The following is a 25,299-nucleotide window of genomic DNA, read 5'->3' on the forward strand; positions in this document are numbered from 1 at the left end:
CCGCGCGGCTAGGGTTACTGGGCTGGATTTTTGACGCTCAATGTGTTGGCATCCTTCAGTCCAAATATAAATCAATGTATATAGTGTGCATTCCTGCATGATGTGTATGACTGGAGCTAACGATCGCGTTCCTTTAATTGCGGGTGGAGCGCGCGAGCACATCTAGATTTTTCGAGAAACGGCTTCGAAATTGTGTTTCACAGCGAGGCTCTTTGCGGCGCAACCAAGAGAGACCATGCCGGCTCAGGACTCAAAGCGGCGCATTGCGCTAATTACGGGCGTCACCGGGCAGGACGGCGCATATCTCGCTGAGTATTTGCTCGGTCTCGGCTACACCGTGCATGGGATCAAGCGCCGATCGTCCTCGTTCAACGCCGCGCGGGTCGATCATCTTTACCAGGATCCGCATGCCGGCAACGTGCGGTTCCTGATGCACTACGGCGACATGACGGATTCGACCAATTTGATCCGCCTCATGCAGCAGATCCGCCCCACCGAGATCTACAATCTCGCAGCTCAAAGCCACGTCGCCGTCAGCTTCGAGAGCCCCGAATACACCGCCAATGCCGACGCGATCGGCGTGCTACGCCTCCTGGAAGCGATCCGCATCCTGGGCATGGAGAAGGAGACGCTGTTCTACCAGGCCTCGACCTCCGAGCTCTACGGCCTCGTGCAGGAGATCCCGCAGAAGGAGACGACGCCGTTCTATCCACGCTCGCCTTATGGCGTGGCCAAGCTCTACGGTTATTGGATCACAGTGAACTACCGCGAAGCCTATGGCATGTTCGCGGCCAACGGCATCCTGTTCAATCACGAGAGTCCGATTCGCGGCGAGACCTTCGTGACCCGCAAGATCACCCGTGGTGTCGCCCGCATCGAGGTCGGTCTCGAACAGACGCTCTATCTCGGCAATCTCGACGCCAAGCGCGACTGGGGCCACGCGAAAGACTACGTCGAGGGCATGCATATGATCCTTCAGGCCGACAAACCGGACGATTTCGTGCTCGCCACCGGCGAGACCCGATCGGTGCGCGAGATGGTCGAGCTTGCCTTCGCGGAGGTCGGCCGCCGAGTCGAATGGCGCGGCACGGGCGTCGATGAGACCGGCGTCGACGCCAAGAGCGGCAAGACCGTGGTGAAGATCGATCCGACCTATTTCCGGCCGACCGAGGTCGATCTCCTGGTCGGGGATGCCAGCAAGGCGCGCGAGAAGCTCGGCTGGAAGCCGAAGCGGACCTTTGCCCAGCTCGTCGAGGAGATGATGGCGAGCGACCTCGCCGAGGCGAAACGGGACGCGGTCCATGGCAAGCGCTGCATTTGACCTGACCGGCAAGAGCGTCTATGTCGCCGGCCATCGTGGCATGGTTGGCAGCGCGCTGGTGCGCCGGCTGGCGCGCGAGGACGTCAAGCTCGTCACGGTGGACCGGCGTGAGGTCGACCTCTGCAACCAGGCCGCCGTGTTCGACTGGTTCGCAAAGGCGCGCCCGCAGGTCGTATTCCTCGCCGCCGCGAAGGTGGGCGGCATCGTAGCCAACGACACGCTGCGCGCCGAGTTCATCTACGACAACATCGCGATCGCGGCGAACGTGATCCAGGCCGCGCAGCAAAGCGGTGCCGAGAAGCTGATGTTCCTCGGCTCGTCCTGCATCTATCCGAAGCTCGCGCCGCAGCCCCTGCGCGAGGACTCGGTCCTGACAGGCCCGCTGGAGCCGACCAACGAGCCCTATGCGATCGCCAAGATCGCCGGCATCAAGATGGCGGAGGCCTATCGCAGGCAGTATGGCAGCGACTTCATCAGCGTGATGCCGACCAATCTCTACGGTCCCGGCGACAATTATCATCCCGAGTACAGCCATGTAGTTGCCGCCCTGGTCCGCCGCTTCCACGAGGCGAAGCTCGCGGGCTCGAAGAGCGTGGTTGTCTGGGGTACCGGCACGCCGCGCCGCGAATTTCTCTACGTTGACGATCTCGCCGACGCCTGCATCCATCTGATGAAGACCTATTCCTCGCCGGAACTGATCAATATCGGTACCGGCGAGGACATCAGCATCGCCGAGTTAGCACTCATGGTCGCGGCCGCCATCGGTTTTCGCGGTGAGATCAGATTCGACACGTCGCGCCCTGACGGCACGCCGCGCAAGCTGCTCGACGTCGGGCGGCTGTCCGGGCTCGGCTGGCGCGCCACGACCTCGCTTGAGGACGGCATTCAGCTCGCATACCGGGCGTATCGCACCGACAGCGATGGACGGCACCAGAGTGATCTGCCTGGCCGGAATAACGGGCCAATCCTAGCTATCAATCGGCGGTGAATGTCCAGCCTAGCGGACTTGCCGCTCACGTAACGACCAACTTTGCTTCGCAGTTGACAAGCGTTATTGTCAATGACCGGGCTCGGTCGGACGCCAAGAACCCAAGTGACGCGGTGTATCCTACCTACGACGCAGCCAGCCACTTGCAGGAAACGGAGAATGGCCATGATTGATCCTGCTGCCATGAAGTGAGAGCTCATCGTCTCTAAGCCGCTAAGCGGCGACCGCTGGACGGTCATTAGCCGGAAGCGTACTGGTGTCCCTTTCCTCTCGGCCAACGCCTTAGCGATGGTCTGTCATCATCATCCTCGCTGACAGCGTAACGATGGACATGAGCGCGCCCAACATCCCAAACGCCAAGCGCAAGCCAAACATGTGTGCGACGAGCCCAATGCCGGAGGGCCCAACGAGTATACCCGCGTAGCCGGCCGTCGTGATGACCGCGATAGCAACGCCTGCTGGCATCATTTTCTGTTTGCCGGCGCGTCGACAAAGTACAGGTACAACATTTGAAATACCCAATCCAATAAGCAGGAACCCCGCCATAGCAATCAACGCAACTGGCGCGGCCACCACAGCCAAGAAGCCTGTTACGATCGGCAGAGTCCCGAGTATCAATGTGGCACGGTCTCCGATTCGCGCCACCACGGCATCTCCGCTGAGACGCCCTGCGGCCATTGCGATTGAGAAGAGCATACAACCAATGCCCCCGTGCGCTTCCGCGAGAAGGTCTCGTTCAATGAGAAGCAAAGCGCTCCAATCGAGCATTGCACCTTCGACAAGAAAGGTGATGGCCGCGAGCACAGCTATTAGCAGCACACTGCGATGGGGCAAAACAAACGATTGCCCCTGCTGCCCCGCCCCCGCCGCGAGCAACCCCGGCCAGGCCGATACAATCGCGATCGTCATTAACGCCGAACAGACCAACGTCGAAAAAAGCGGGCCAAGCTGCAGCGACAGGAACGAGGTCACGGCGGCAGAGCCGGTGAATTCCCCAATGCTGTACTGGGCGTGGAAGCCAGACATCAATGGACGGCCCGTGTCGCGCTCCAATTCAATCGCATGAATGTTCATGGCTACATCAATCGAGCCGAGTGAAACGCCGAAAGCAAACAGCGAAGCACCGAGCCTGACAGGTGTGTCGGCAATTGCAAGGCACGGCAGCATGATTGCGAGTCCAAGTCCACCCCCGAGGATAATGGGCTTGCTGCCGTACCGCGCATTCAATACGCTGGTCAAAAGCATCGCGACAACGGATCCCGTTCCGAGACAGAGCAGCAGAAGACCAAGCGTGCGGTCATCGACCGCGATCCGCACCTTAGCGAGTGGCACCAAAGGCCCCCACGCCGCGAGGCCGAATCCGGCCACAAAAAATGCGAGCCGTGTCCCAAGCAGGCCGGCAGACCAATTAGCAGACAGTATCACAGGCGCTCCTGAGAGAACGGGCTCGCGAGCGCGACGCCCCTCATCCTGCGTGCGTCGCCTGCTAGCGACGCTATCGACTATGATGGCCTCAAGCTGGCGTTCTTTATCCCTGCAAATGCAATGCCGTCACAGAAATCACTGGATTCGTCACTAGGCGAGCGGGCGGTGATCGTCGAGCCCGTGGATACGGTGTTTCGCTTATTCCTTCCCGGTTAAGCTGGCCATAAGAGGGTGACAGTTTTTGCTGATCTGCGACAACCGGAGTCGCAACCCCCTAACTGTGGCTTTGTCGTAAAGCCTACAAACCCCGCAAAGCCAACGGCGCCGGACGCCACTGTGTACTTGCCGCGAACACCGCCGTAGTTTTTCGACAGCTCTTGCACAATCGGGAGCTCTCATGACGAGTAGCGGCGCTGACTCACGGGACCAATACAAGACCGCTATCACGCGCAAGTCGTCAATGTCGGTCCATACTCTTGATATTCGATTATTCCTGGTTTCGGGCGGCCAGGTAGCTTTCATGACATCATTCGCGCCGCGGAAGAGGCAGCGTCGCTCAGGTCCACGACGCGCGCACATTCGATACCGAGGTGCCCGCCGGCATCGTTCGAGCGCCTATATCCGCAGTTCGCCGAGACCGTCGCTCCAACCAAATCGGACTGTGGGCAGGAATGAGCAAGTGTAGCAGGTACAGATCCATCAGTATCGCCGCCCTCACGTTATAAGCCCAGGTGCTCTGCATTAGATCGAGCTCGATCATCACCAGTGACCAACCGACAGCGCGCGCGCACCCGCATCAAAGCTCAAGCAGATCCGTCGAAATATCTCCGGATGCAGCCGACGCATGAGGTAGGAGCCCAGCAGGATATCAAGCATGACAATGGGTATAAAAACATAGAGCAAGCTGCCGCTCTCGGGAACGAGCCGAGGTGATAGTAGACGAAGGGGGTCACGCTTGATTCTACCACGCGAGTCCAGGGCTAGGCCGGCGCGGAATTCGTGTTTAGCCAGCCCTGATTATTAAACAACATCGATAAGGGAGGGCCGCAGATAGTCGTCACCGAACGAGCGGATACCCAGCATCCACCCGAATGGCAGGCGGATCCGCCAGCTTGCCTCGATAGGGCGGCGTCAACCCGCAGCTTGCAGCACGATCAGGGCCAAAATCGTGTGGGAAAATTTGATCCAGCCCGGCCGGAGCGAGGTCAAGGCATGGCCGGCGCGCGCAAGGCCCGGCAAGAGAAGCAAGATGGGAAACACTCGTCTCAAACCGCCGGCACGCCCTTCAGATTGACGAGAAGGACGTAGACATTGACGAAGACTCAATGATGACCTGCGTCGGTCATGTATACGGGCCCCTGACGACGACCGTTCTCGACCCGTTGGTCCAGGGAATTGAACTCGTGTCAATTAGTCCTAAAGGGTTCAAACCAGCGTCATCTTTTTCAGCTAGCAACGCAACGCGCGTCAGACGGAAGCAAATAGTTGTCGTTCTAGAGCCCGTAGCGTAAGTGGTAACGCCATCTTTTACGAGAGAGCATGAATTCTCTTCTCCTCGGCGAGATCGATTTTTGTAGTTCACCTTAGCGGAGCAGCCGCGGATCACCCACGTGTTCTTCACCGAGCACCTGATGGTCGCCAAGCTCGGCACCACGGGCGTGAAGATCTCGACGCGTAAGGGAGCGTGAAGCGCTCGGAGGCTGCTTCGCTCACTACACTGAGCGAAGCTGGATTGATTTTATCGTCATTGCTTGACCATCTGAGCATCAGCAGCGCCGGTGAGGTCGCGCTCGGCGGCGATCTTCGCGCGGCCGGAGCTCGCATCGGCACGATGATCGGACGCGATCGCGACATAGACCGCCGGCAGCACGAAGAGCGTGAACAGCGTGCCTATGGACATTCCCGCGACGAGCACGAGCCCGATCGAGAAGCGGCTCGCAGCGCCAGCTCCCGTTGCGGTCATCAAGGGTATGAAGCCCGCGACCATTGCCGCAGTTGTCATCAAGATTGGACGCAGTCGGACGCGCGCCGCCATCTCTATAGCCGAGCGACGGTCAAGTCTCTCCTTGAGCTGCAGCTCATTGGCGAACTCAACCATCAGGATGCCTTGCTTGGAAATCAACCCGACCAGGGTCAACAGTCCCACCTGGGTGTAGATGTTCATCGTCGCCCAGCCAAAGAATGGCGGGATCAACGCGCCGACGATTGCCATCGGCACGCTGATCAGGATGATAAGGGGATCGCGCAGACTTTCAAACTGCGCCGCAAGCACCAAGAATATGATTATGAGTGCAAATGCAAAGGTAATGGCCAGTTGGTTGCCCTCGTGCACATATTGGCGGGCGTCGGCGAGGAAGTCGTGGCTGAAGCCTGCGGGCAGTTTCTTCGCCTCCGCTTCCAGGAAGTCCACGGCCTGCCCGATCGTGACGCCGGGCATCGGCACGGCCTGAAAGGTCGCGCAGTTGAGCTGGTTGTAGTGTGTGAGCGCGTTCGGATCGGTTGCAGCCTCGATGGACACTACGGTAGACAACGGGAGCACCGAGCCCGTCGCAGTCTTCACATAATAGCTCCCGATTGCTTGCGGCGCCAGGCGTTCCTCGCGTGGCACCTGCGGGATCACCTGGTAGGAGCGGCCCTGTAGATTGAAGCGGTTGACGTAGTTTCCGCCAAGTAGAGTGGCGAGCGCGTTACCGACTGTCTGCATGGTGATGCCAAGCTCGTTGGCCTTGGATCGATCAACCTTGATTCGTACCACCGGCTGGTTGAACTCGAGGTCGGAGTCGCTCACCATGAACAGACCGCTCTTCCGCGCGGCATCCTTCAGCTTCGACATCTCCTCGTAGACGGATTGGAAGCCCAGCGTCGAATTGATCACCATCTGCACTGGTAGGCCATCCGAACCGCCAGGAAGCGGCGGCAAGCTAAACGCAAACGCGTTAATGCCTTCGATTTTGGACAGCTCGGTCTGGACAAGGGACTTTAGTGCAATGGATGATCGCTTGCGCTCGTCCCATGGCTTGAGCAGCATGCCGGCTATGCCAGTCTGCTGGCCGCTAACGCCATTGAGTACAAAGCTCAAATCAGTCTCTGGAAATTTCTGGAGCGCGTGTTCGAGCTTGGCGCCGTAATAGTCGAGGTAATCGATATTGGCATATTTCGGCGCCTTGGTTAGAGCGAATACGATACCTTGATCCTCCTCGGGTGCGAGTTCCTTGGGAGTATGCAAATAGAGAAAGCCGACGAGGCCCAGCATAGTCAGCGCAAACAGGCCGGTAATCGGACGATAGTCGAGCGAGCGGTCGAGCTTGTTGCCGTACCATCGTGTGATGGCGCTGAGCCCGCGATTCACAAATCTTGCAAACCGCCCCCCGTCAGCGCGCCTCAGGAAGAGCGAGCACATCAGCGGCGACAGCGTCAAAGCGATCACGCCCGACACGATCACAGCTCCCGCTAGCGTAAACGCGAACTCGCGGAACAGCGCACCAGTGAGGCCGCCGAGAAATCCGATTGGGGCATACACCGCAGCCAAGGTAATCGTCATGGAGACTACGGGGCCGACGATTTCGCGCGCGCCCCTTATGGCAGCCTGTAGTGGCGGCGCATCTTCTTCTAAATGGCGATGAATGTTCTCCACCACCACGATCGCGTCATCGACCACGAGACCGATCGCGAGGACCATCGCAAGGAGAGTCAGGAGATTGAATGAGAACCCCAGCGCCAGCATCATGCTGCAGACACCGACGAGCGACAACGGAATAGTAATCACCGGAATGATGACCGACCGCAGCGAGGCCAGGAATAGGAAGATTACTACCACCACGATCACGACGGCCTCGATGAGCGTCTTCTCCACTTCATCGATCGACGATTGAATGAATTTGGTGGAGTCGTAGGCCACTTTCATCTTCATTGATGGCGGCAGGTTACGCTCCATTTCTGGAAACAGCGCCCGAACGCCTCGCACTATGTTTAGCGGATTGCCTTGCGGGCTCGCCTGAACGCCGATAAAGACCGCGTGCTCGCCGTTCATTGCGACGCTAGTGTCTGCGGTCTGCGCGGCAAGCTCGACTACCGCAATGTCCTCCATGCGCACAAAACCACCGTCATTGGCTTTGACGATCATGCGCTTGAATTCATCGACACTCCGCAGATCCGTGTTTGCCGTGACATCGGAGATAGTGAAATAGCTCTTGGTCTGGCCGGCCGCGGCCTGGAAGTTGTTAGCCGCGATTGCAGCCGAAACTTCGGCTGGCGACACGCCGTACCCTGCCATTTTCCCAGGATCGAGCCATAGCCGCATCGCAAAACTCTGCCCCCCCAGGATGTCTGCCGCTGCGACACCGTCGACGGTTGACATAACGGGTTGCACGACGCGCGAGAGGTAGTCGGAGATCGCGCTGGCCGCCAGTTCCTCGCTGGAGAAGGCGATATACATGACAGCGGTGGCCTGACCGGTCGACTTAGTGACGACCGGATCGTTTGATTCCTTCGGGATTAAATATTTGACTGAATTGACTTTAGAGAGCACCTCCGTAAGCGCTTCGTTGGGATCGAAATTGAGCTTGATGTAGACTCTGATGGTCGAGATACCAAGCACAGACGAGGAATTGATGTAGTCGACGCCCTCAGCGGACGCGACTACCTGCTCCAGGGGAGTGGTGATGAACCCCTGGATCAGGTCGGCGGAGGCGCCAGGATAGGAAGTTGTGATAGTGACGACCGTATTGGATAGCTTGGGATATTGCCTGATCGGCAGTACGGTGGCCGCGCGCAAGCCGATCAGCAAAATCAAGGAACTGATAACAATAGACAATACCGGACGTCTGATGAAAAGCTCAGTAAATGCCATATCGACCCGTTTGAAGAGTGGGATGCAAATTCAAGCGGCAATGATCACAATGCGGCGGCTGTGCTAGAGCCCCCCAGTATGAGGGACGTGCTATTGGCTACCCTAAGGGCTCACGTGCTCGCGAGCTCGGACGCCCGATCCTTCGCTTCCATCTTGGTCGCTCGAGTGAATGTTATTCCGTTGCTCTGATGGCAGATCGCGACCTCGATGGCACCTTCTATAAAGCCCCTGTCTTTTTGCGTGCAATCGGCCAAAGGTGCGACACCTGATCGGAACTCAACGACTTATAGCAAGGCATCAGGTTTCGCACTGACCCGCAGACCGAATGATCCGGGTTCAACATCGAAAGTACAAACGATCTGACGGGTGCTCAACTCTACAAAGGTAAATGGGTGATATAGCCTGGGCTGCAAAGCACTATACCAACGTTTGTCGAATTGGTCGCTGATCGCCATTGCGCAACTCGTGATGTTGCAGGACACAAAGTTCTCGTCCCCACAATATTCCGTACGCACGCGTTATCGCTTCGCTAGGTCGCTAAACAAAGTCGCCTCGGAGTTGGCCCTTGGCTACTAGCTCGACGCCCCTTTTCCGAGCAGTGCCTTGAGCATTCCTTGCCGCTCAATATGCTGCGCGCGGTTTGCGCCACGCATAGCGCTACCGAGTTGGCAACCCAGTATTACATTGTCGATCAGCTGCGTTGAGCCGACGTAGGCTGCCGCACAAAGCGCCGCGGGGCGGCGCACATCTGCGCTCAAGCACTTCCAGGGGGCTCATCTCCTGCTTCAGCCGAGCGATCTTTTCCTTGATCCTCATCGTTTTGATGCTGATCGCTTCCGATGGCTCCTGCCGATCGGCGCTATCGAGTTGACGCAGATATCGACCGACGCTTTCTCGATCTGCGCCTTCCGCCTCACCATCTTGGCATGCGTGAAGTTGCGGTCGCGGTTGTTCACCGCCTTGAACTTGCCGCCGTCGATTGCGACGCTTGGTGTCTGCAACAGGCCGGTCTGCCGGATAGTGCAATGAACTTCGCACAAACCTTCCGGATCGCCGCACCATTGTACTTCCGGAAATTGGGCGATCGTCTTATGATCGGGAGCCAGGCGGCCGATCAGCTACATCAGCTCGATATTGCGGCACGCCTCCGAGGCGATCACACGCTCAAAACCCAGTCTGTGCAGATCGAGCGCCTCGACAAACACATCGATAACGGACCGCGTTGTCCCTCGCTTACCCAATTCTCCAGACATTCCGGCAAGAGCGTCAGCTGGGATCTGTCCGCGCCTTCAACGAAGCGTCCCATCCTTATCCCCCATCAGGAAACGGAAGAATCTCAGCCGCTCGCGGCTTTTCACACAGCCAGGGTCATGACGCGGTGACCTTGATGCGGAGGCTTGTGGCGAACGCAGCCTTGAGGAGGACCACGGCGCTGCCGTGTCGCTCGCTCTTCATCACCTTTCCGAAGGAATTTCGGGAGGCATCGTCGAGACAGATTTCGACATAATGTCCGCCAGGCTCTTCGCGGCGAGCCGCAGGCTGCTCTGTCGGTTCCGCCACATGTTGATCGATGGCCTACACGGTTGAACTTGCAGAGCTTGTTTTGATTTCGTTGGATCAGGTCGCCGGGATGTTCACGTTCATAGCGCCGCACCGACTCGGCCGGACGCAATCGGCTCAATCCTAGCCGCCGCTGGATAGGGCTGGTGGTCGCCGGCGACAAGCCGGCCTCGGTTGCGATCTATTTGCTTGTGTGGCGCTGTCGTCGCACTCCTTCGGCGCATGTGGTAGGCAGGGTTTGGCTTGGCATGAAAGAGGTCTTGTGGAGCGATCACGGTCCATCGACGCCTGCCTCGCGGAACGCTTGACCCACTTGGCGACGGACTTCGCCGAAATATCAAAGTGCACCCTTTGTCAGGTCATCTACGATGACGCTCCGCGCCATGGCCTCTCAGCCTTCGGCGTCAGAGGTGCATCCTTATGGGTGCCCATCGATCCTCCGGGAGTGGGCTAAAGCTTTGACAACTTTTCTCCCTCGTTCAGGACCGGTTGGACAGCTTACCGAAAGCTCACACTAGTGGTCTCACAGACATCCGACCCGAACCGGCTGACACCCAGGCGGCTCCTCTAAAAGCGCGCGTATGCGCGCGGCGATCTGCCGTGCTTCGTTGGGCCGCAGGTTGGGTTTCATGCAATCGAGTATGGCTAGCATCGCCCGAACTTCGTCGATGTTTAATGTCGCGACCTTGCGATCTGATAGTCCCAGCGACTGATCGGCGGCACGGACCTGATTGGACACAAGCACCGCAAGCGCTTGCGACCGCAGGGACGCGATATGCCGCTCGATAGTATGCATTTGTTGGCCTGTAGCCGCCCTGTGGGCAGGTGTCGCAAGCGCTCGTGGCAACCCGGTCCAAAGACTGGGGCTGGCCACCTTTGCTGAGAGGCTCAAATTCTCAAGGGCTACCAAGCTGTATCTTCGAGAAGTAACGAAGGCCACCTACCAAAATCGGTCGGTCCCGTCCTCATCGGCGACTCTCCAAGCTGGGTAGCTGGATCTTTGCCTTGAAGAAACTGGAGACACCAGCATGTCCAGACACGTGCGCATTGCATAAACAAGAATGATAGGCCAAACGCACATGAGAGACGCAAAAATGTTGGCGGAGTAAATTCGAACCGCGATAGAAGCAGTCCGTTGGAGAGATTATCCAAGACCTCGAAAGCCGCGCCAGGGAGTACCGCATTGAAGAATCGGAGAGGTGTCGGCGCCGTAGTCGCCGCACATGGGCGGGGACAATTGCATCAAGACAACAGCGGACGGAATGCAGCCAGGCAATCTCTGAGTGTTGCTGATGATTATCGGAAGCAGTGCGAGCGCGATTCGGCGTCGTTGGTTGCGCTGGAGCAGACGCTGTCCCTACCCCGCCCGCACTGCCAGTTGAGCTTAGCAGAACTTGGTTCAGCGCTTGTCCCCCAACGCGTACACAGGGGCACCGCTGCCCCGGCCACCCAGCTACTGTTCCGAACTCAGCTTGAAGTGGCGGCAAGAAGCTGATCGGAATTTTATCGCTCGCAAAACGAGCAAAATCGACAGAACGAGAACTAATCCGTGAGTTGGAAGCGATGCGAACGCGGCTCGGCGCCTGACGGTCTGGGGGCTCATGAGGCACTATCCTGCCGCATCCGCAGTGCAATGAGCTTAACGGAAGCGTGACTCGGCACATGGTGGTCCTTCAGCTCATGCGCTGTCCCTGCCACGCCCCCGTTAAACCCAACGATTCTTTATCGGGGCAGGCTTACCGAAAGCTGACACGGCTGCGAAGCAATTTACAAAACGAAAAGCCATGTGGGCCGCTTGCCGTCGGCAGCAATATCGACGTTTACGCCTCGGACAATAGCCATTCGGCGCGCTTGCGATCAGCGGCAGCCGCACCGGGGCTACGCGCCGGATTGACGCTCAGCCCCAATCCACTGCACGTTTGCGACTGATCGTCGCTATGACCTCACGCCCCCGGCTCGTGCGGCTCTTCGACCGTGGCAGGATTGGCCATTCGGATCGCGCATCTGTTGCTTTCGAACCCGAATACGTCGCGCCGCTTACCAGGTCGCTGGTTTCGCGTGTCGAGGACGATTGGGTCCCGATTTGTCAAAATGCGTTACTGAGCTCGATCGCGGCGATCAGCCGGTAATGCGAAAACTAGACGCAATTGGCGAGTTCGAGAGAAAGCAGCGCGGATGCGACTCGGCGCCTATGTCCACCGGGGGACGGTGGATAAATGCGCTATTTTGCCGCATCCGCTTCGCCGGGAACCTAGGGGCGACATGACTCGGCACCCTCCATTGGAGGAAGGAAGGCGCTGTCCCTATCATGTGCCGCTGGCTCAATAGTCAGCCTCGGGGATCACAAGGCTAACCCACCCGACTTCCCCGTGAGGCCCGTCGCCTCAGGGCGGTGGGAGTTTAGCAAGAGAGCGGCGTCGGGTGACCTACCAGCATTGGTGGTGATGCACAGCAATGGAGAAACTGTTGGTCAAACTTGACGACCGGGCGAGTTAACGCCGCTCAGTCCTCCCGAACGATCAGACGAAGCCGGGGTCGCCGCTATTTCGCCACATCTCGGTTTCAGCTGCCGTGAGTAAAATAAATCCGAGCGCCCCCTAAAGCATCGGCCAGCCCAGCATTTCGTCACAACGCGGATGGCGCGAGCTGGCAACGAGACTTGAGGCAGCTCCTCGACAAGCGGAGGGCGGTTTGCGCCGACCGCCTAGCGCTACCTGTGGGAGCGATCTTGCGCACCCCTGGATCACTTGCCACCGACTATGATGACGGTTCGTGCATCGTCGATTGGCGCAGCGATAGTATTCTGCTTGTCAACATTCTTCGGCACCAATGACGCAGTCCCCGGCTCGAAAATCGGTGCGGGCGTGACACTGCCGCGACGCTGTCTCCACTGCGTTGCGACATCGGGTTTCGTCGTCACCTCAGCAAGGTTCTCAGTTCGCGTCGGTTCATAAACCAATGTCTCAGCGTCGAGCGCCAGCGAAGACGCGGCCGGTAACGAGACCGCAGCGATGTCGCTCATGCCGCCCATCGTGAGCTTCTGACCTTTACGATGGCAGCACGCTTCATACCGGGTTCGGGGTATCAGGCGCTCCGTTACGCCGTTGCAGAGCATCTTTGCGTACAAGCATTGGAGCCCCCTCACTACACCGCGGCTTTGTCGCGCCGATATAGCTCCCGGCGCTGTTTGCGATTCTGGCGAACCTCTCGTTCCCCAGCACCTCCACGCTCCCTTTGCTTGCGAGAGACCAAGGTACGACGACCACGGCTTGCGGCGGCGAGCATTGGCTTAGAGGCGTTTGTCCCTCGAGGTGGCGTCTGCAGCAAGCTCCTGCCGTTAGGGAGCGCAGTTGCGCGATGAAGTTCGCGGCGAACAGCTCGCTGTCAAGCAGAGCTCTGTAGAGAGGCGCAAGCATCCATGCCCTTCTTATCACTAAGCATCGGTCAATTCCTTCTCTCGCGGTCGACCGAACCGCTTTCGTTCCCAAAATGAAGCTACGCCAGCAACGCGATAACGGCTATGCGTGCCGCAATGCAGCCGGGCCTTTTGCGTACTGTCAGCGCGTGGCTCCGGAGTCTGGTAGGATCTTTCGCGATGGATTGCGAGAATTGGCGCGGCCTCAACTTGTGAGGCTGGGAGGCGATCGGTCTTGATGTTATCTGTGCTCAGCACAGCTCTGAAAGTCGCGTCTGCCGGTGCGTCGACGCTATGCCACCATTTGCTTCGTCGGGACTCGGCGGAATAACCGGGAATATGGCAAATTGTGAATGCGGGATCGGCTGCGGAACTAGGCGCGGAAGAGAAGTGCGCTGCCGGCCCTCGTCGGCCTTAGGATCTGCCAGATTTGTTTGGCGACGATGATCGGAAAGGTGTGCTGCAAAGATCCGCTCGCCTGCCGGATCGCAAAGGCGCGCATCAATCGGCGGCGTTTGGCGGCACCAGCATAATTCGGCGTCCTCTGCAGCTTAGCCGGGTCAAGGAAGCTGTGACCTGTCGATCTAAGAGGGCGCAAATCGACGTCGCAGATCGAGATCAGAGACATTGTCCATTGGTGACAGAACCGATCTCAGCGGCGCCAGGTATCGTTCGGCAGCCGCCTCGGCTCATGATGTCGCTTGCCAAGGAACGTGTCCGCCCACTTATGCAGCAGATCGCGAGAGTGACGCAGCGCAGCGTAACTGGCTGCCCGCCTTTCAGCGTCTCAAGGCTCTGGCTGACAGGAATCGGCGGGCAGGGATCGGGCATGGCTCACCTGTGAATGTTTTGAAGTATTCTGAGCCCGGAAGGTCTAGAACAAGAGGGGAGGCAGCGCGGGCCGGCGCTCCGCGCTGTTCAAAGCTCTGAAACTACCGGCTCCGCGCTGCCAGCGAAGTTAAATGACGATGTGACTCGGCGCTCGTCGAAGAGGCCCTTGGAAAGCGCTGTCCCTATCACGTGCGCCACTTCGCTCGCCAGCGTCACGGTATTGCAACGCTGCCACCTAGCACCCTTGGGCGGCTGCCCGGGGCGTTCTGCCTTTTTATCGTAGAGAAGTCCCGCAAGGCACCCACCAGATTTGGTCGGTTGAGCTGGTTACCAAGAAGAAACTGAAGTGAAAACGAGTCGTTGTGCCGACCACTCCTGCCCCGCATCCAAGCCTGACGCCGCTTATCGCGAGGGGCAATGAGGAGCTTCTGGCTTGTTCACAGTAGGCACGGATCTGATTCGCGACTTCCGCATCAACGTGAAGCCACCGGCCAACTCTCAGGAATATCAAAATGTCAGAACCTGAAGGCATTTCGCAGAATTGGCTATAGTATATGGGCCCTTCATCTGAGACAAAAATTCGACAGAAAATCGTACCTGGCCATATGCTTATTGCGGTTGCGCCCTATGAGGGTCTTTCCTGTGTATCTTCGAAACCGGTCCCGCGAGGAACCTGCCAGATTTGATCGGTGGGCTCCCCTCACAGGCCATTTCCGCTCGCCTGGATAGACCTGCCTAAGGACCGTTGAACCCCACCCTGGCCTAAGGTCTAGCTACTGGCTCTAATCACGCCAAGGTGGTGGCGAAATCGATGGCCGGAATAGAGCTCTGGCGAGGCCCGGAGTTTCCACTCAGGTATTCGGTAGATGGAGAGGGCGTGCGCTTCCCGGCGGTATCAATTCCGCGCAAGCAAAGCCATTGGCTCCTCTCTTTTTCTTCGCTTGGGCATCCGATTGTACGACGAGTTAATAGCGGCCGTTGCACTAAGTTTTCATCCGAGCAGGATGCTCGACATGATCAGTTCCCCCCACGTCTTGTTGACTGGCCCCAGCGCAGGTGCGTGCACCTCGTTGAGCAGAGCGATGGCCTAAAGGTTCGATCGTGCGGGAAGCCGATCGCAACTTTTGCTTGCAGACGAATCCCGACAAGGCGATCTTACGTCTCGCGCGAGTACTTGCCCGTGTGGCCGCGAGGGAAGATCATGAAAGACAGCTCATCGATCGAAGCGATAAGGAAAAGAGCGACGATCTATGCTCGATTCTCAACCGATCTACAGAACGAGAGATCGATTGAGGATCAGCTTTCACTTTGTCAGAGCTATGCAGAACGCGAACGCTTAACTGTTGTCAGCACCTATGAGGATCGAGCCCGTTCGGGTGGCTCAGTCATGGGACGCGAAGGCCTTCTTCGGATGTTTGACCAAGCGCGGGAGAGATCCTTTGACGTAGTAATCGTCGAAGCGCTCGATCGTCTTTCTCGCGACATGGAGGATCTCGCAGGCATCCATAAGCGGCTGACTTTTCTCGGAATCGAGATCCGGGCGGTTCACGAAGGTGTTGTCAACACCGTGCTGGTCGGCCTTCGCGGCTTGGTCGGACAACTTTATCGTGAAGACAACGCTCACAAGGTGCGTCGTGGCCTAGCAGGGCGGGTCAAGCAAGGTTTGGCTGGAGGTGGCCTGACATACGGATACGCCCCGGTTGCCGGAAAAAGCGGCGAACGGGTCGTCCTCGAGACCGAGGCACAGGTGATCCGGCGCATCTTTCAGGAATACGTGGACGGTCGAACGCCTCGCGAGATCGCACACGATCTCAACAAGGAAAGGGTATCACCTCCGCGAGGGCGCGCATGGAATGCTTCAACTATCAATGGCAACGTTCAGCGTGGCGCCGGAATTCTGCAGAACGAGCTTTATGTAGGGCGCCTCGTCTGGAACAAGGTCAGGATGGTGAAAGATCCCGACTCGGGAAAGCGCCTGTCACGACCGAATCCGAGGAGTGATTGGCAGATTGCTGAAGTGCCGCATCTTGCAATTGTCAGTCCAGAGTTGTTCACAGCTGCCCAGCAACGCAAAGGGGATCGCAGCCACGGCCACCCCAGCCATCAACGTCGGCCCCGTCGGATGCTATCTGGCTTACTCCATTGCGGTTCATGCGGCTCGGGTATGGCAACGAATGGACGGGACAAATCGGGGCGCGTTCGGATTCGCTGCTCAGCGGCTACCGAAAGTGGCACGTGTCCTGACGCCAAGACGTTCTATTTAGACACGGTCGAGACTGCAGTCCTCAGCGGGCTAAAGGCCGAATTGCGTGCGCCGAACGTTCTTTCGGAGTACGTGCGCACATATGTAGAGGAGCGGAAGCGCCTCGCAGCTACATCAAACGCAAAGCGGCAGCGCCTTGAGCAGCAGCTTGGGCAATTGAACCGGGAAATCGAACGACTGGTGGATGCGATCGCAAAAGGACATGGCGATCCGTCTATTCTCGGACCGCGATCAACCGCGCTGGATGCCAAACGAAAGCGGATATCCGAGGAGTTGCAAAGTGAACCGCTTGCCCTGAAGGAAGTCGCGCCGCATCCGGCCATCCTCAAACGATACGAGGATCAACTCGGTCGGCTTGAAGGAGCACTAGCAAAAGGTGCCCGTGCGGGCGACGGAGAGGCCGCAGAAGCCATCAGAGACCTGGTCGAGAGGGTCACTGTGTTCCGCGATCCAGCGCGCCCAGGTGGTGTAGCCGTGGAGATAGCAGGCCGGCTAAATGCCCTGCTCGGGGAAAAGGCCTATCCCAACCACGTCAAAGGAGTGTGGGGAAAGGTGGTAGCGGGGGAGGGACTCGAACCCCCGACCCCAGGATTATGATTCCCGTGCTCTAACCAGCTGAGCTACCCCGCCACAGGGATCGCGGCGGCGAATAAGGCCGATCTCGCGAACGCGCGGCATATAAGGAAGGGGGCGGCGGGAAGTCAATCCGCGTTTGCTAAAAGCTTCCGCCTTCGCCAAGGCTTCGGCGGACAAGTCGGCGGAAACGACGGTTTTTCGCCGGATTTGTGGAATTTCTCGCACCAGACTCGCGGAGAGTCCCCCTCACCCGAAATCCGCGCTCTTGCGCGGATTTCGGGCTCTCCCCGCAGGCGGGGAGAGGCGAAAAGCCGCCTATTTCGGCCTCACATTCGGGTCGCCGCCGGGGCTGCCGGGGGGCGGAATCACCGGGGTGTTGCCGCCGGTGCCGGGGGCCGGGGCGTGCATCTCGGGGTCGATGCCGGAGGGCGGGCAGAGCACGCCTTCGGACTTCGTCAGCTTGTCGCCGAGCAGTTCCCGGGACTGGCCGGTGGTGGTGCCGTCGGGTGAACGGTTCGGACGATCCTGCGGGGTGCAGCCCGTCGCATGTTGCGGGGATTGCGGCGCGGTCTGTTGCGGCGGCGTCGCCGGGGCGGGCGGGGCCTGCGCGATCGCAGCGCCGGAAGCGGCGATCAGGAGGCCGGCCAGAATGATGTTTGATGTCGTGCGCATGGAAGGGAAACGCGCGGGTTGGGTGGGCTGTTCCCGGCCGGAATGCGATGTGATCGGGGGCTCGAATGCCCGGTGTCCCCCATCGCAATGACGGAGCAACTGGCGAGATATCGCGTGCGGAGAAAGCCCTCTCCCCTACCCTCTCCCGCAGGCGGGAGAGGGGGCGCACCGCCGGCCTGGCGGCGACCCCGACAAACTCTCAATCACGATTTGCGGTAGCGGATCAGCGAGAAATGGCCCATCGGCGGCATGGGGCGGCGCTCGGTCAGGGTGATGCCGCCGTGCTTGGCGGCCCAGCCCTCGAGGCGCGCCCACGGGAATTCGGGGCGCCAGCCGAGGCGGCGGGCGATGGGCGCGAAAGCGAGCTCGAACAGCTTTCGGGGGCCGCTCTCGGCGCCGATGTGATTGACGAGGATCAGCTCGCCGCCGGACTTGAGCACGCGCACGAACTCGTCGAGCGTGCCTTCGGGATCGGGCACGGCAGTGATGACATATTGCGCGACCACCGCGTCGAAGGCGTTGTCGGGGAAAGCGAGGTTCTTCGCATCCATCACCGAGAGCACCTCGACATTGGAGAGGCGCAGCGCACGCACGCGCGCCTGTGCCTTGCGCAGCATCGGCTCGGAAATGTCGACGCCGCAGATCTTCGTGGTGCGCGCGTAGTCGGAGAGCGAGAGGCCGGTGCCGACGCCGACGTCGAGAATGCGGCCGCCGATGCGGTCGGCCTCGGCGATGGTCGACTGCCGGCCGGCGTCGAACACCTTGCCGAACACGAGATCATAGACCGGCGCCCAGCGGCCATAGGCCTTCTCGACCCCGGCCCGCGAGATGTCTGCTGCCATGCCCCCTGCCCTTACGCGTTTCTAGAGTGTGATGCGTGTTGGTGAAATCGATACCGGCTCCGCGCGCGGTCTAGCGCCTCTCCCGCTTGCGGGAGAGGTCGGCGCGCAGCGCCGGGTGAGGGTTCTATCCGCTCGCGAGATATCGCGCGTGGAGAGAGCCCTCTCCCCTACCCTCTCCCGCAAGCGGGAGAGGGGGCGCATTGCCGTCGTGGTGAGTGCGTCGCCCAACTTCATCGCGCTCAGCCGCGCACGGCTTCCGCGAGCGGGCGCGATGCGCCCGCGCCGACCTTTGCCGCGGCGCTCTGGATGAAGCCGCCGCCGAGCACGCGGGCTTGGCCGCCAGGCGCGTCATAGAACACGCAGGCTTGTCCCGGCGAGACGCCCTCTTCGCCGGCGACGAGCTCGACCTCGTAGTGACCATTGCTGCCGCGCAGCCAGGCCGGCTGCGGGCTGCGGGTCGAGCGCACGCGCACGAACATCTCGAGGCCGCCGCCGATGGCGCGGTCGATGTCGCCGCCGCCGATCCAGTTGACGTCGCGCAAGCTGATGCGGTGCATCTTCAGCGCATCGCGCGGGCCGACGACGACGCGGCGGTTGGCTGCCTCCAGCCGCACCACGAACAGCGGTGAGCCGGAGGCGATGCCGAGGCCGCGGCGCTGGCCGACGGTGAAATTGGCGATGCCGTGATGCTGGCCGAGCACGCGGCCGTCGAGATCGACGATGTCGCCGGGGTCCATCGCGTTCGGCCGCAGGCGCGTGATGATGTCGGTGTAGCGGCCCGTCGGCACGAAGCAGATGTCCTGGCTGTCGTGCTTGTCGGCGACCGCGAGCCCAAAGCGGCGCGCGAGCTCGCGCGTTTGCGGCTTGGTCATGTCGCCGAGCGGAAAGCGCAGGAAGTCGAGCTGCTCTTGCGTGGTCGCGAACAGGAAATAGCTCTGATCGCGGTCGCTATCTGCCGCGCAGACCAGCGCGCGCGAGCCGTCGCCCTGAGGGCGCGAGGCGACGTAATGGCCGGTGGCGAGCGCCTGGGCGCCAAGCTCGCGGGCGGTCTTCAGCAGGTCGCGGAATTTGACGCTGCGGTTGCACTCGATGCAGGGCACCGGCGTTTCACCAAGAGCATAGGAGTCGGCGAAGTTGTCGATGACGGACTCGCGAAAGCGGTCCTCGTAGTCGAGCACGTAATGGGGAATGCCGAGCTTGGCGGCGACGTCGCGGGCGTCGTGGATGTCCTGGCCGGCGCAGCAGGCGCCCTTGCGGTGGGTCGCCGCGCCGTGGTCGTAGAGCTGCAGTGTGATGCCGACGACGTCGTAGCCTTCAGCCTTCAGCAGCGCAGCCGTGGTCGAGGAATCGACACCGCCCGACATGGCGACGACGACCCTGGTGTCCTCGGGACGGCCTTCGAGATCCAGACTGTTGAGCATGGGCCCTAAAGCGTTGTGACGGCGGCGTAGCGCGATCCGCGATTTTCTGTGCCTTCTCGCGGGACATCGGCAATCCCCCGGAACTTTAGTTCCCGAAGAGCACGACTGCCCAAGTCGAAAGCGGCTGAGTAACCTCTTTAATATAGGCGGCATTCCGGTGAAGCAATCACGCGGGCGGCCGGCTTAGGGCAATTCTTGCCGGGGGCGGCAGAAATGGCGGGTCGCGGCGGGCTGCCCGGCGGCAGCTTCAAGCAAACAACCTGTTGTTTTCATTGCATAAATCAACGTGAAGGGGCGCTGGCCCGCTCCTTGCTACCCCTTGTCCGAAGTTGCTTCCAAGGGGTTGCCTGTGGTTGGTCGTACGTCAGATGTCGTGGCAAGCGTGCAAGTCCCGAGCGCGCAGCAAAAGCCTGCGCGGTCGCAAGGGCCAAAGGACGCGCCCGCGACCGACTCCTTCGGCGCGCTGGTCGACAGCAACAGCCAGGCGATCAGCAACAATGCGCAGGACAGCGCGCCGCGCCGGAGCGATTCCACGGCGTCCGACCGCAGCCCGCGCGACGCCGCTTCCACGGACCAGCCTTCGCAGAGCAAGGCGAGCGACGACACCGACCCGTCTGCGCCGGCGAAGAATGACAAGAGCGACGCGACCAGCGATCCGGCCAGGGACGCGGGCAAGGACGCCGGCAAGATCAAGGACAAGTCCGAGACATCAGACGCCAAATCGGCCGACAAATCCGACGAGACCAAGGGCGACAAGAGCGACGGCAGCGACGCCGTCACCGCCGCCGCCGATGCAGCTGCCGCCGTGCCGACGGATGCGACGCAGATCGCCGTGCCCGATCCCAACGTCGTCGTTGCCGCGCCGGTCGTCCCGGCCGATCCGAACGCGGCTGCGAGCCAGGCCGGCGATGCCGCCGCCTCGCCGCTGACGATCGCCGCCGCCGGCCTTGCCGCCAGTGCCTCCACTGCGGCGCAGATCGCCGGCACCAAGACCGACACCGCCACCGCCGGCGACAAGAGCGCCAAGGCCGCCGGCGCCGAGGTCGACGCCGACACCACGACGACGCTCGGCGAGGCCGCAACCGGCCCGAGCGAGGCCACCACGACCGATGCGAAAGCCAATGGCGGACTGATCGCCGTCGCCAATCAGGGCATGCCGAAAACCTCGTTCAAGGACGCCGTCACGGCGCAGGCCCAGACCGACGTCTCGAATATCGGCCAGGACACCGGCAAGGCGAACGCCGCGACGGCGCAGGCTCCGGCACCGGCCAGCGCGGGGCATGCGCAAGACCTCAAGCCGCAGGCAGATGGCGGAGCGAGCGACGCGAAGGCAGGTCCCGCCGACCGCACCGCCGATCCGACCCAAGGCGCGCCGGCCGCGCCCACGCATGCGGGTGCGCAAGCCGCCGTCGCTCCGACCGACACCGGCGCGCAGGCCGCGTCCGCGGTGCAAGCGCCGCTGACCAATACGACCTCGGCCGCCACGGCATCGACCGCGACGCTCACCGCGACCGCGGCGACCCATGCGGCCGTGCCGATCAGCGGCGTGCCGATCGAGATCGCAGCCGCCATTCGCGCCGGCAAGTCCCGGTTCGACATCAGCCTCGACCCGGCCGAGCTCGGCCGCATCGACGTGCGCATCAATGTCGACCGCAACGGTCAGGTCACCTCGCATCTCACGGTGGAGAAGCCGGAGACGCTGCAAATGCTGCGTCAGGACGCGCCGCAATTGCAGCGCGCGCTCGACGATGCCGGCTTCAAGACCGGCAGCAACGGGCTGTCCTTCAGCCTGCGCGACCAGAATTCATCGGGCCAGCAGTCCGGCCAGAATAACGACAATGGCGGCAACGCCCGCCGGCTGATCATCAGCGAGGACGAAACCGTTGCTGCCGCGCCTGTCGGGCGCGGCTACGGCCGCATGCTCGGATCGAGCAGCGGCGTCGACATCAGAGTGTGAGGAGTATTCGACAATGACCACCACGAATGCCGCCACCGCCCCGACGCCCGTCTCCGGGACGACCGACATCCCGAAATCCTCGTCGAATTCGTCGATGAGCTCGACCACGGGGTCGACGCTCGCCGGCAACTTCCAGACCTTCCTGACGCTGCTGACGACGCAGCTGCAGAACCAGAACCCGCTGGATCCGCTCGACACCAACCAATTCACCCAGCAGCTGGTGCAGTTCGCCGGCGTCGAGCAGCAGCTCAAGACCAACGATTCGCTGGCCCAGCTCGTCACGCTGCAGCAGACCACGCAGGCCACCCAGGCGCTGGGCTTCGTCGGCAAGACCGCCCTGGTCGACGGCTCGACCGCGACGATGAAGAACTCGTCGGCGACCTGGCATCTCAACGTGCCGACCGACTCCACTGTCGATATCTCCGTCGCCAATTCCAGCGGCCAGACCGTGTTCACCGGCAAATACACCGCCTCCGCCGGCACCGACATCCCCTTCACCTGGAACGGCATGGGCAATGACGGCACGCAATGGCCCGACGGCAAGTACACGATCTCGGCCACCGGCAAGGACGTCGCGAACAACAATGTCGGCATCGCCGCGCAGGTGCAGGGCGTGGTGTCGTCGGTCGACCTGACCCAGTCACCGCCGCTGCTCACCATCGACGGCGCCAGCTACACGCTGAGTCAGGTCAAGAGCATCATCGCCACCAGCAGCAATTGAGAAACGACCCCGTACCAAACCTTCGGCGTCATCCCGGCGAAAGCCGGGATCCATAACCACAGGGAGAAGTTTGGCGGAGACCTCGCGGTTAAGAACTCGTTCCTGGTACTGCTACCTGCGTCTCATCGAGAGATCACGCGGTATGGGTCCCGGCGTTCGCCGGGACGACGGCTGAGAGAGCCCGCTCCGGCCTCATTCGTTAGTAAAGTATTTACGAATACTCCCCTCAGCCGGCCGAGATCACGTCTCCCGCCGGCCGCGACAGCCGCGTTCCCGCAAGTTTCAACGAGAATTGTATTGAAGCCTTAGGCTTAGCGGATTTTTAAGCCGCGGGGGTTACGGTTACGGCGTGAGTTCAGTGGTTGAGAGTTTGTGAGTACGCCATGACAGAACCCCATCGCCCGAGGGTAAAATACGTCATCGGGCCGGACGGCAGTCCGTTGACGATCGCGGATCTGCCTGCACCCGGCACCAAACGCTGGGTCATCCGCCGCAAGGCCGAAGTCGTCGCCGCTGTCCGTGGCGGACTTCTCTCCCTCGAGGAGGCCTGCAGCCGTTATACCCTGACGGTCGACGAATTCCTCTCCTGGCAGTTTTCCATCGACCAGCACGGTCTGGCGGGTCTTCGCACCACCCGCATCCAGCAATATCGCCAGTAGGCGATCCGGAAATCTGCGGCTTTTGACGAAAATCGGCCTCGCCCTGCGAGGCCGATTTTTTTCACGATGCACTTTTGTCCGACCTCTTAACCTCCGTTAACCATATCGAAACCATCCCCTAGGCAATAATTGCCCAGTCGACCGCTCGGTTGCGGGTCGAATTGGTTGGGGCGGTTGCTTGCAAGGTCTTGCGGACTTCTTAAAAAGTATCGGCGCCGCCCGGTTCGGGGCGATGATCGCGGTCACTGCCGCGCTCATCGGCTTCTTTGCCTTCGTTATCATGCGCGTCACCACGCCGCAGATGACGACGCTGTTCACGGACCTGTCCGTCGAGGATTCCTCCAGCATCATCAAGGACCTGGAACGCCAGGGCATCCAGTTCGAGATCCGCAATGAGGGCTCCATCATCATGGTGCCCAAGGACAAGGTCACGCGCCTGCGGATGAAGCTCGCCGAGGGCGGCCTGCCCAAGGGCGGCGGCGTCGGCTACGAGGTGTTCGACAAGTCGGACGCGCTCGGCACCACCTCCTTCGTCCAGAACATCAATCATCTGCGCGCGCTGGAAGGCGAGCTCGCCCGCACCATCCGCGCCATCGACCGCATCCAGGCCGCCCGCGTCCATCTGGTGCTGCCCGAGCGGCCGCTGTTCGCGCGCGAGGCGCCGGAGCCGTCGGCCTCGATCGTGGTGCGCGTCCGCGGCTCGCTGGAAGCCCAGCAGATCCGTGCCATCCGCCATCTCGTCGCCTCCGCCGTCAACGGGCTGAAGCCGCAGCGGGTCTCGATCGTCGATGAGGCCGGCCAGCTGCTGGCCGACGGCGCGGCGACCGATCCGGAGCAGGCCGTCGGCGACGAGCGCCGCATCGCCTTCGAAAAGCGCATGCGCAAGCAGGTCGAGGACATCGTCTCCTCCGTGGTCGGCTCGGGCCGCGCCCGCGTGCAGCTCTCCGCCGATTTCGACTTCAACAAGGTGACCCAGACCTCGGACAAGTTCGACCCCGAAGGCCGCGTGCTGCGCTCGAGCCAGACCCGCGAAGAGCAGAGCATGACCGCCGACAATAACGGCCAGGTCACCGTCAACAACGAGCTGCCCGGCAACCAGCAGAACAACGGCGTCGCCGCCAAGGACCAGAGCAAGAAGACCGAGGAGACCAACAATTACGAGATCTCCCGCACCACCAAGACCGAGGTGACCGAGGCCGGCCGGGTCAACCGCATCTCGGTCGCGGTGCTGGTCGATGGCATCTACAGCAAGAACGACAAGGGCGAGCTGGCCTACCAGGACCGCACCAAGGAGCAGCTCGACCGCATCGCCGCCCTGGTGCGCTCGGCGATCGGCTTCGACCAGAAGCGCGGCGACCAGGTCGAGGTCGTCAATCTGCGCTTTGCCGACGCCCCCTCCACCGCTCCGATCGGCGAGCCTTCAGGCTTCCTCGGCATGCTGCAGTTCACCAAGGACGACGTCATGTATTTCGTCGAGCTCGGCGTGATGATGCTGCTCGGCCTGGTCGTGCTGTTCCTGGTGATCCGCCCGCTGGTCAAGCGCATCCTCGCTTCCGACGAAGTCGCCGCCGCCATCTCCGGCGTCCTCGCCGGTCCCGCCGCCTCGGAAGAGACAGCGGCCGCCGCCCCGGCCCTGCTGCCGAGCGGCGCCGCCAGCGCCATCGACGTCGCCACCATCCAGGGCCAGGTCCACGCCCAGTCCGTCCATCGCGTCGGCGAGCTCGCCGAGCGCAACCCCAACGAAACCGTCGCCATCATTCGCCAGTGGCTCACCGAGCCAGCCAAGTAACTGCCAAGTG

The 25,299-nt window shown here is 61.0% G+C and carries 14 protein-coding genes and 1 tRNA gene; 8 read left to right on the top strand and 7 right to left on the bottom strand.

The genetic code is table 11. The annotated features are described in order from the left end of the window. Positions 1-235 precede the first annotated feature (235 nt). Both gmd and fcl read left to right on the top strand, forming a co-directional pair. Positions 236-1,321, top strand: coding sequence for a GDP-mannose 4,6-dehydratase (gene gmd, locus CVM73_RS20100; RefSeq protein ID WP_100233602.1), 1,086 nt, complete (start codon positions 236-238; stop codon positions 1,319-1,321). Then, the gene (gene fcl, locus CVM73_RS20105) at positions 1,302-2,309 is read left to right on the top strand and encodes a GDP-L-fucose synthase (protein WP_100233603.1); all 1,008 of its coding nucleotides are present in this window, start codon (positions 1,302-1,304) and stop codon (positions 2,307-2,309) included. Before gmd ends, fcl begins: the two co-directional genes overlap by 20 nt. Positions 2,310-2,591: 282 nt before the next feature. Here fcl and CVM73_RS20110 read toward each other — a convergent pair whose 3' ends face one another. Together CVM73_RS20110 and CVM73_RS20115 are read right to left on the bottom strand one after the other, a co-directional pair. After that, positions 2,592-3,731: an MFS transporter gene (locus CVM73_RS20110; RefSeq protein ID WP_167406945.1), complete on the bottom strand. Its 1,140-nt coding sequence runs from the start codon at positions 3,729-3,731 to the stop codon at positions 2,592-2,594. 1,747 nt (positions 3,732-5,478) lie between these two features. Then, positions 5,479-8,583: an efflux RND transporter permease subunit gene (locus CVM73_RS20115; RefSeq protein ID WP_100233605.1), complete on the bottom strand. Its 3,105-nt coding sequence runs from the start codon at positions 8,581-8,583 to the stop codon at positions 5,479-5,481. An 839-nt stretch (positions 8,584-9,422) separates the two neighbouring features. Between CVM73_RS20115 and CVM73_RS20130 the strand changes: the two genes are divergently transcribed. Beyond that, positions 9,423-9,965 carry a hypothetical protein gene (locus CVM73_RS20130; protein WP_146006637.1) on the top strand — a complete coding sequence of 181 codons (543 nt, stop codon included), beginning with the start codon at positions 9,423-9,425 and terminating at the stop codon, positions 9,963-9,965. Between the two features lie 2,921 nt (positions 9,966-12,886). On the opposite strand, the gene CVM73_RS20145 is transcribed toward CVM73_RS20130, so the two are convergent. Beyond that, positions 12,887-13,165, bottom strand: a complete 279-nt coding sequence (locus CVM73_RS20145) for a hypothetical protein (protein WP_146006638.1) — start codon at positions 13,163-13,165, stop codon at positions 12,887-12,889. Positions 13,166-15,590: 2,425 nt separating this feature from the next. Here CVM73_RS20145 and CVM73_RS20155 point away from each other — a divergent pair. Next, positions 15,591-17,249 (top strand): recombinase family protein, encoded by a 1,659-nt coding sequence (locus tag CVM73_RS20155; protein ID WP_100233667.1) that lies wholly within the window; start codon positions 15,591-15,593, stop codon positions 17,247-17,249. Here CVM73_RS20155 and CVM73_RS20160 read toward each other — a convergent pair. The 4 genes from CVM73_RS20160 to mnmA all read right to left on the bottom strand — a co-directional run bounded on the left by CVM73_RS20160 (position 17,206) and on the right by mnmA (position 20,163). Beyond that, positions 17,206-17,282: transfer RNA gene (locus tag CVM73_RS20160), tRNA-Met, on the bottom strand. The genes CVM73_RS20155 and CVM73_RS20160 overlap by 44 nt on opposite strands. A gap of 261 nt (positions 17,283-17,543) precedes the next feature. Continuing rightward, the gene (locus tag CVM73_RS20165; protein ID WP_100233613.1) at positions 17,544-17,900 is read right to left on the bottom strand and encodes a hypothetical protein; all 357 of its coding nucleotides are present in this window, start codon (positions 17,898-17,900) and stop codon (positions 17,544-17,546) included. A gap of 203 nt (positions 17,901-18,103) precedes the next feature. Next, positions 18,104-18,742: a class I SAM-dependent methyltransferase gene (locus CVM73_RS20170; protein ID WP_100233614.1), complete on the bottom strand. Its 639-nt coding sequence runs from the start codon at positions 18,740-18,742 to the stop codon at positions 18,104-18,106. A gap of 239 nt (positions 18,743-18,981) precedes the next feature. Further along, positions 18,982-20,163 carry a tRNA 2-thiouridine(34) synthase MnmA gene (gene mnmA / locus CVM73_RS20175; protein WP_100233615.1) on the bottom strand — a complete coding sequence of 394 codons (1,182 nt, stop codon included), beginning with the start codon at positions 20,161-20,163 and terminating at the stop codon, positions 18,982-18,984. Between the two features lie 349 nt (positions 20,164-20,512). Here mnmA and CVM73_RS20180 point away from each other — a divergent pair, with 349 nt between their 5' ends. From CVM73_RS20180 to fliF, 4 genes are all read left to right on the top strand, one after another. Next, positions 20,513-22,120: a flagellar hook-length control protein FliK gene (locus CVM73_RS20180; RefSeq protein WP_100233616.1), complete on the top strand. Its 1,608-nt coding sequence runs from the start codon at positions 20,513-20,515 to the stop codon at positions 22,118-22,120. 13 nt (positions 22,121-22,133) lie between these two features. After that, positions 22,134-22,841, top strand: coding sequence for a flagellar hook assembly protein FlgD (locus CVM73_RS20185; protein ID WP_100233617.1), 708 nt, complete (start codon positions 22,134-22,136; stop codon positions 22,839-22,841). A 383-nt stretch (positions 22,842-23,224) separates the two neighbouring features. Next, positions 23,225-23,500, top strand: coding sequence for a CtrA inhibitor SciP (gene sciP / locus CVM73_RS20190; RefSeq protein ID WP_002714638.1), 276 nt, complete (start codon positions 23,225-23,227; stop codon positions 23,498-23,500). Between the two features lie 178 nt (positions 23,501-23,678). Further along, on the top strand, positions 23,679-25,289 hold the full coding sequence (gene fliF, locus CVM73_RS20195) for a flagellar basal-body MS-ring/collar protein FliF (RefSeq protein WP_100233618.1): 1,611 nt from the start codon (positions 23,679-23,681) through the stop codon (positions 25,287-25,289). Positions 25,290-25,299: the final 10 nt, after the last annotated feature.

The sequence above is a fragment of the Bradyrhizobium forestalis genome (assembly GCF_002795245.1).
GTDB lineage: Bacteria > Pseudomonadota > Alphaproteobacteria > Rhizobiales > Xanthobacteraceae > Bradyrhizobium > Bradyrhizobium forestalis.

Coding starts and splice junctions, on each gene's coding strand:
- CVM73_RS20155 (WP_100233667.1), top strand. CDS start 15,591: ATGAAAGACAGCTCATCGATCGAAGCGATAAGGAAAAGAGCGACGATC.
- fcl (WP_100233603.1), top strand. CDS start 1,302: ATGGCAAGCGCTGCATTTGACCTGACCGGCAAGAGCGTCTATGTCGCC.
- mnmA (WP_100233615.1), bottom strand. CDS start 20,163: ATGCTCAACAGTCTGGATCTCGAAGGCCGTCCCGAGGACACCAGGGTC.
- gmd (WP_100233602.1), top strand. CDS start 236: ATGCCGGCTCAGGACTCAAAGCGGCGCATTGCGCTAATTACGGGCGTC.
- sciP (WP_002714638.1), top strand. CDS start 23,225: ATGACAGAACCCCATCGCCCGAGGGTAAAATACGTCATCGGGCCGGAC.
- CVM73_RS20130 (WP_146006637.1), top strand. CDS start 9,423: ATGGCTCCTGCCGATCGGCGCTATCGAGTTGACGCAGATATCGACCGA.
- CVM73_RS20185 (WP_100233617.1), top strand. CDS start 22,134: ATGACCACCACGAATGCCGCCACCGCCCCGACGCCCGTCTCCGGGACG.
- CVM73_RS20115 (WP_100233605.1), bottom strand. CDS start 8,583: ATGGCATTTACTGAGCTTTTCATCAGACGTCCGGTATTGTCTATTGTT.
- CVM73_RS20145 (WP_146006638.1), bottom strand. CDS start 13,165: ATGAGCGACATCGCTGCGGTCTCGTTACCGGCCGCGTCTTCGCTGGCG.
- CVM73_RS20170 (WP_100233614.1), bottom strand. CDS start 18,742: ATGGCAGCAGACATCTCGCGGGCCGGGGTCGAGAAGGCCTATGGCCGC.
- CVM73_RS20165 (WP_100233613.1), bottom strand. CDS start 17,900: ATGCGCACGACATCAAACATCATTCTGGCCGGCCTCCTGATCGCCGCT.